The 4,973-nt window shown below is 64.2% G+C and carries 5 protein-coding genes; 4 read left to right on the top strand and 1 reads right to left on the bottom strand.

Annotated elements, in window-relative coordinates; genetic code table 11:
- A partial coding sequence (locus AC1DWI_RS13700) for a LysR family transcriptional regulator (protein WP_477725024.1) occupies positions 1-589 on the bottom strand: 589 nt, incomplete at its 3' end.
- Between the two features lie 149 nt (positions 590-738).
- Between AC1DWI_RS13700 and AC1DWI_RS13695 the strand changes: the two genes are divergently transcribed.
- The 4 genes from AC1DWI_RS13695 (at position 739) to AC1DWI_RS13680 (ending at position 4,850) form a co-directional block, all read left to right on the top strand.
- The gene (locus AC1DWI_RS13695) at positions 739-1,935 is read left to right on the top strand and encodes an acyl-CoA dehydrogenase (RefSeq protein WP_477725023.1); all 1,197 of its coding nucleotides are present in this window, start codon (positions 739-741) and stop codon (positions 1,933-1,935) included.
- 73 nt (positions 1,936-2,008) lie between these two features.
- Positions 2,009-2,785 (top strand): YdcF family protein, encoded by a 777-nt coding sequence (locus AC1DWI_RS13690; RefSeq protein WP_477668051.1) that lies wholly within the window; start codon positions 2,009-2,011, stop codon positions 2,783-2,785.
- A 173-nt stretch (positions 2,786-2,958) separates the two neighbouring features.
- Complete coding sequence (locus tag AC1DWI_RS13685; protein ID WP_477668052.1) at positions 2,959-3,660, top strand: TetR/AcrR family transcriptional regulator; 702 nt, start codon at positions 2,959-2,961, stop codon at positions 3,658-3,660.
- A complete protein-coding gene (locus AC1DWI_RS13680) occupies positions 3,657-4,850 on the top strand; it encodes an efflux RND transporter periplasmic adaptor subunit (protein WP_477668053.1) in 1,194 nt (397 codons plus the stop codon). Before AC1DWI_RS13685 ends, AC1DWI_RS13680 begins: the two co-directional genes overlap by 4 nt.
- Positions 4,851-4,973 lie beyond the last annotated feature (123 nt).

The raw sequence follows: 4,973 nt of genomic DNA, 5'->3' as shown, positions 1-4,973 counted from the left end.
TGCGCGACACCACGGCAAAGGGTTCGCCCTGTAACTGCTGCAGCGATATCGAACGCTTTCGCGCCAGCGCGTGCCCCGCGGGCAGGCAACCGACAAAGGCCTGGCTGGACACCAGCACCTGCGACAACTCGGGCGGCACGCGTGTGGTGTGCACAAAGCCGAGGTCCAGCCGGTCATGCGCCAGCTCGATCAGCTGTTCGCTGGAGTTGAGTTCCTTCAGCGTGAGGCGCAGCAACGGGTGTTCGGCCTGGAAGCGCTCCAGGATCCTGGGTAGGCCGCTGTACAGCATGGTTCCTGAAAAGCCGATGGCCAGACTGCCGGCCATGCCCTGCCCCACGTCACGTGCATGGCCAGCCGCCTGCGCGGCCTGATCCAGCAAGGCGCGCGCCGCCGGCACAAAGGCCTGCCCGGCGGCGGTGAGTTGCACCGATTTGCTGTTGCGCGTGAGCAGCTTGGCGCCGACCGAGGCTTCAAGCTGCTGGATGTTCAGCGACAGCGGCGGCTGGGAAATCGACAGGCGCCGGGCCGCCCGGCCGAAATGCAGCTCTTCGGCCAGGACAAGGAAATAGCGGAGGTGACGAAATTCCATAAGCCATCCATGAATATGTTTTTTATATCGTTGGATCGATATTTGATATTAGACAACTATTCATGCTTGTCAAACAATCGAGCTGCCCGCGGGCATCCCAGCCACGCGCCCTACACTGCAAACCAAGCCACCTTTTTCGGAGACAACCCATGAAAAACCAATTCAACTGGCAAGACCCGTTTTTCTTTATGGAGCAGCTGAGCGAAGACGAGCGCGCCATAGCCGACGCCGCCCACGCTTTCTGCCAGGAAAAACTGCAGCCCCGCGTGCTGATGGCCGCACGCCACGAAAAATTCGACCGCGAGATCATGAATGAAGCCGGCGCCATGGGTTTCCTGGGCTCCACCATCGAAGGCTATGGCTGCGCCGGCCTCAATTACGTGAGTTACGGCCTGGTCGCGCGTGAGGTGGAACGCGTCGACAGCGGCTACCGCAGCGCCATCAGCGTGCAAAGCTCGCTGGTCATGCACCCCATCAACGCCTACGGCAGCGAAGCGCAAAAGCAAAAATACCTGCCCAAGCTGGCCACCGGCGAATGGGTGGGCTGCTTCGGCCTGACCGAGCCCAACCATGGCTCCGACCCCGCCAGCATGCTGACGCGCGCCAAGCCGGTGGACGGCGGCTTCATCGTCAAGGGCGCCAAGATGTGGATCACCAACAGCCCGATCGCCGACGTGTTCATCGTCTGGGCCAAGCTGGAAGACCCCGACRGCAAGGTCGGCGGCCAGGAAAGCATTCGCGGCTTCGTGCTTGAGAAGGGCATGAAGGGCCTCAGCGCCCCCAAGATCGAAGGCAAGATGAGCTTGCGCGCGTCGATCACCGGCGAGATCGTGATGGACGACGTGTTTGTGCCTGAAGCCAACCTGCTGCCCAACGTGAGCGGCCTCAAGGGCCCCTTCGGCTGCCTGAACAAGGCGCGCTACGGCATCGCCTGGGGTGCGCTCGGTGCGGCTGAAGACTGCTGGTTCCGCGCCCGCCAGTACACCATGGACCGCCAGCAGTTCGGCCGCCCGCTGGCACAAAACCAGCTCATCCAGAAGAAGCTGGCCGACATGCAAACCGAGATCACGCTGGGCCTGCAAGGCTGCCTGCGCGTGGGCCGGCTGATGGACGAAGACAAGTCCGTGCCGGAAATGATTTCGCTGATCAAACGCAACAGCTGCGGCAAGGCGCTGGACATCGCCCGCCTGGCGCGCGACATGCACGGCGGCAACGGCATCCATGACGAATACCATGTGATCCGCCACATGATCAACCTCGAAACGGTGAACACCTACGAAGGCACGCATGACGTGCATGCACTGATCCTGGGCCGCGCCCAGACCGGCCTGCAAGCCTTTTATTGATGGCCTTTCAGGGCTCCGGACCAATCAGGACGAGCGCGAGCAGCTATATTTTTCATAGCAATCAATACAACGCATGGAATTCGGCGCGCTCAAGCCTTTGCTAACCAGCCTGGCGCTCCCGCCGGCCTTGCTGCTGTTGCTGGCCCTGCTGGGCCTCGTGCTGGCCTGGCGAAATAAAAAGGCCGGGCTGGCGCTGGCAACCTGTTCAGTACTGCTGCTGGCGCTGCTCAGCTGCCACGGCACGGCCGTATGGCTGGCGCGCACCGTGCTGCCGCAGTTTGCCGCCATGCCGGTGGCCAGCCTCAAGGCCCAAAAGGTGCAGGCCATCGTGGTGCTGGGCGGCGGCGTGCTGCCTGAAGCAGCTGAATACGGCAGCAGCCAGCCGGGCGCGCACACGGCGGCGCGGTTGCGCTACGGTGTTTGGCTGGCCCGGCAGTCGGGCTTGCCGCTGGCCTTTACCGGCGGCATGGGCTGGGCGGCCAGCAGCGCACAGACCGATTCCGAAGCCGTGGTGGCCGCACGCACGGTGCAGCAGGACTATGGCATGACACTGCGCTGGAACGAAGCCCAGTCGCGCGATACATGGGGCAATGCCCGCCTGCTGGCGCCTGTGCTGCAGCAAAGCGGTGTGCAGCGCATCGCGCTGGTCACCGACGCCTGGCACATGCCGCGCGCTGTCCGGGCTTTTGAGCGTGCCGGCCTGACGGTGACGCCCGCCCCCATGGGCCAGGTGCAGCCGGCGCAGCACGACCTGATGGAATGGGTGCCTTCCGCCTCTGGCCTGGTGGTTTCACAGCAGGTACTGCGTGAGTGGCTGGCGCTGATGGTTGGCCGGTTCACACCCGTTTAGACAGCCGGCCTCTCGCGGGGCCCTTTCGCCTGGGCCCGCGGCAGACCCGGCTGCTTTACCGCGGGTTTACCTTTCAGGGCACTACCGGCTCCCCCGCCTCGGTGTAGCCTAGGCGGTTTTGGTTGACGGTCGGAAAGTAAGCAGATATATTACTAACCAGTCAGTCAGTAACTATGTCACTTTCCAAATTATTTTGCGACAAAACCTCCGCGGTCGCCGCCAAACGCGAGCGCCGCAAGGAAGCACGCCCCGGCGAACTGCTGGACGCGGCGCTAGACCTGTTCGTGGAAAAAGGCTTTGCCGCCACCCGCGCCGAAGAAGTGGCGGCGCGCGCCGGGGTCTCGAAAGGCACACTGTTCCTTTACTTCCAGAGCAAGGAAGAACTGTTCAAGGCCGTGGTGCGCGAAAACATTTCGGGCCGCTTCACGGAATGGCGCACCGAGCTGGACACCTTTGAAGGCACCACCCCTGAATTGCTGGCTTACTGCATGAACAGCTGGTGGGAGCGCGTGGGCCTGACGCGCGCGTCGGGCCTGACCAAGCTGATGATGAGCGAGGCCAAGAACTTCCCCGACATCGCGGCCTTCTACCAGCAGGAAGTCATCATGCCGGGCCACGGGCTGATCCGCAGCATCCTGCAGCGCGGCATGGACCGCGGCGAGTTCCGCCCCATGGACCTGGACTATGCGGTCTACCTGGTGGTCGCTCCCATGATTTTCCTGATCCTGTCCAGGCACACCGCCGGCATCTGCATCAGCAGCGACGCGGACCTGGATGCCCAAAAATACATCGCCTTCCAGGTGGAAACCATCCTGAACGGCATCTCCGCGCCAGCCGGCGTCGCCGCACAGGCCAACAGGAAAGCCGCAACATGAAACGATGGGTCAAGTGGGCGGTCGCCGGGCTTATCGTGCTGCTCATCGCGGGCGGCGTACTGCGTGCACTGTCCGCACGCAAGGCCCAGCAACAGGCGCTTGCCGCAAGCACCGCTGTCAAGGACATGGGGCAGGTCGAGCTGGCCGCCACCGATGTGGTCAAGGCCCAGACACGCGACGTGGTTCAGGGACTGCCGGTGTCGGGCTCGCTCAAGGCCGTCAACTCCGCCGTCATCAAGGCGCGCGTGGCCGGCGAGCTGCAGGGTCTCACGGTTCGCGAAGGCGACGTGGTCAAGGCCGGCCAGGTGATTGCGCGCATCGACGCCACCGAATACCAGTCACGCGTGCGCCAGGCCCGCGAGCAGGCCGAGTCGGCCAAGGCACAGGTCGACGTGGTGCAGCGCCAGTACGACAACAACAAAGCGCTGGTTGACCAGGGCTTCATCTCGAAGACCGCGCTCGACACCTCCCTGGCCAATCTCAATGCCGCGCAGTCCACCTACAAGGCAGCCCTGGCCGCCACCGAGGTCGCGGCCAAATCGGTGGACGACACGATCCTGAAAGCCCCCATCTCCGGCCAGGTGTCGCAGCGCCTGGCGCAACCCGGTGAACGCGTGGGCATCGACACCAAAATCGTCGAGGTGGTGGACCTGAGYCGGCTCGAGCTGGAAGCCACCTTGAGCGCCACCGACTCCATGGACGTGCGCGTGGGCCAGACCGCGCAGCTGCAGATCGAAGGCAGCCGCCAGCCCGTCACGGCCAAAGTGGTGCGCATCAATCCCACAGCGCAGGCCGGCAGCCGCAGTGTGATGGCTTACCTCAGCATCGACAACCCGGGCGCAGCAGGCGACGCCGGCGCGCCGCCCTTGCGCCAGGGGCTGTTTGCGCAGGGCACGCTGGGCACGGCCAGCGCTTCGCTGCTGTCGGTGCCGGTCAGCGCCGTGCGCACCGACAAACCCACACCTTATGTGCAGGCGGTTGAAAACGACCTGGTGGTACACAAGAGCGTCGAGCTGGGTGCGCGCGGCACCGCCGGCAAAGACAGCGTGGTAGCCGTCAAGGGCCTGGCCGACGGCGCGGTGGTGATACGCGGCGAGATCGGCCCATTGCGTGAGGGCACCAAAGTGCGCTTCACACAGCTTCCGGCTGCGGCGCAAGCGGCCAGTGCACCCGCCAAGCCGGCGCCCTGAGGACTCACGCGCATGTGGTTCACGCAGGTCAGCCTCAGGAATCCCGTGTTCGCCACCATGGTCATGCTGGCCATCGTGGTGCTGGGACTGTTCTCCTACCAGCGCATGCAGGTCGACCAGTTC

This window comes from Polaromonas sp. P3_C2 (assembly GCF_056402675.1).
The sequence above is the reverse complement of the archived record's forward strand: the minus strand, read 5'-3'. Positions and strand labels throughout refer to the sequence as shown.

What these genes read in the sequence shown, in the direction of transcription:
- AC1DWI_RS13685 (WP_477668052.1), top strand. Translation starts at nt 2,959, where the DNA reads ATGTCACTTTCCAAATTATTTTGCGACAAAACCTCCGCGGTCGCCGCC.
- AC1DWI_RS13690 (WP_477668051.1), top strand. Translation starts at nt 2,009, where the DNA reads ATGGAATTCGGCGCGCTCAAGCCTTTGCTAACCAGCCTGGCGCTCCCG.